This window comes from Agrobacterium sp. ST15.13.013 (assembly GCF_027956525.1).
In the GTDB taxonomy this organism is placed as follows: domain Bacteria; phylum Pseudomonadota; class Alphaproteobacteria; order Rhizobiales; family Rhizobiaceae; genus Agrobacterium; species Agrobacterium salinitolerans.
Map to the genome: position 1 here is coordinate 1 of NZ_JAQKGP010000066.1, position 2,017 is coordinate 2,017.

General features: G+C 58.8%; 2 protein-coding genes. Both read right to left on the reverse strand.

Annotation, left to right across the window (positions count from 1 at the left end):
• On the reverse strand, positions 1-1,467 hold a 1,467-nt coding region (locus PL597_RS25870), incomplete at its 3' end, for a TRAP transporter permease (RefSeq protein ID WP_271366645.1).
• An 84-nt stretch (positions 1,468-1,551) separates the two neighbouring features.
• The coding region (locus tag PL597_RS25875; protein WP_271366644.1) for a TAXI family TRAP transporter solute-binding subunit at positions 1,552-2,017 on the reverse strand (466 nt) is incomplete at its 5' end.

Genomic DNA, 2,017 nt, shown 5'->3' on the forward strand with positions numbered 1-2,017 from the left:
CGGTCCGAACCAGGCAGCCGGAACCATCGTACCGATCCAGCCGGCTATTTCTGCTGCAGTCGTGGTGACGATGTAGGAAATCTTGAAGCCGACGCCGGTCAACGTGACGACCCCGACGATGATGCCAACGGTGGCTGCCGCTGCGCCAACGGCAAGCGCGTACTTGGCGCCGTCCCGCAGTCCCTCGAAGACCTCCGTCAACGACATGCGTCGGCGCGGATTGATGAGGCCGACCGCGATGCAGAGCGTTATTCCCCAGAATGCCGCGAGGTATGGTGTGAAACCCGAGAGCAGGATACCGATCAGCACGACGAGGGGGATGACGGTCGGCCAATCGCGCTTGAAGGCCTCCTTGAGATCCGGCATTTCGTCGTCGGTCATGCCACGAAGACCTTCGCGTTTTGCTTCGAAGTGAACCTGAACCAAAACTCCGAAGAAGTGCATGAATGCCGGAACGAGCGCTGCCAGGATGATCGTAGTGTAGGGGAGATTGAGGAACTCGATCATCAGGAATGCTGCCGCACCCATGATCGGCGGCGTGATCTGGCCACCGGTGGACGATGCGGATTCGACTGCCGCGGCGAAGGTGCGCTTGTAGCCGAGCCGGATCATCGCCGGTATTGTGAGCGAGCCAACTGTGACCGTATTGGCAACGGACGAGCCGGAGATCATGCCGAACAACGCCGATCCGAAAATCGATATTTTGGCCGGACCACCAGCATACCGCCCCGCGACCCACGCGGCACAATCCAGGAACAACTGACCGAGCCCGATGCGTGTGGCAAAAACCCCGAATAGTACAAAATGGAAGACATAGGTGGCGACGACACCGAGTGCGATGCCATATATGCCTTGGCTGGTGAGATAGAGGTGATTGATCAGCTGCGAGAAGGTCGCGCCGGGATGTACCAGGATGCCAGGCATCGATGGCCCGTACAGGGAGTAGGCCATGAACAGGACGGCAATGATCGGCAGGGGCCAGCCGACCGAACGGCGGGTCGCCTCAAGAAGAACCAGTACCAGCAGGCCGCCCAGGACGACGTCTGTGTTCGTGGGATTTCCAACACGAAAGGCAAGGTCGTCAAGCGGGATGAACGGCACGTGCATCACGGCGACTACGGCACCGATTGCCAGCGCCCAGTCGAAAAGCGATATGCCCAGAGGCCGCAGCACAGTGGAGGCCGCCACTTCGCCGTAACCACGTCGTGATACGGGGAAAACGAGAAAAATCAGACCGAGGACAAAGGACAGGTGGATGCCGCGATGCATAACCTCCGACAAAAGGCCAAAACCCGCAGTGTAATAATGAAAGATCGACAATGCGATCAGCAGCGCTCCGACCAAGCGGGCAGCGAGTGGCGCCAGCCGCCGGAATCGGATTTCCGCATCGAACTGCTCCTCAAGCTCGCGCGCCCGTGCTTCATCCAGCTCCATCGGAGAGGCCTTGCCGGCCGTATCGTCGCCCATGCGGAAATCCTTGCATTTGTATAGATGGCCAATACGGAGACCGGCCTCAGCCTGTCCCCGCATCGCAAATCGGGTTTCCAACGTTTATTTGAGGACGCCGGCTTCCTTATAGAATTTCTCCGCACCGGGATGGAGCGGGATACCAAGACTGGTTGTCGCGTTCTTGAGTGTAATCATCTTGCCCTTGGCATGCCCTGCATCGAGTGCTGCGCGGGTGGCGTCGTTCCACATGACCTTAGTGATCTTGTAGACCAGATCGTCCGGCTGCTTGGCACTCGTTACCCATTGAGCTGCCACGGAAATCGTCGGTGTCTCCGCAACATCTTTGTAGGTGTTGGCCGGAACCGTATCCTTCGAAAAGAACGTGTAATCGCTTATCAGCTTGTCGACTTCCGGACCGCTGATCGGTACCAGTGAGATGCCGCTTGACGTCGCGAGTTCCGAGATTGCACCGGTCGGATAGCCACCGACAAAGAAATAGGCGTCCAGTCCACCGTCCCGCAAGCGGTCGCCAGCGGGGCCAGGCTTCAGGTATTCGGCTTTGATGTCG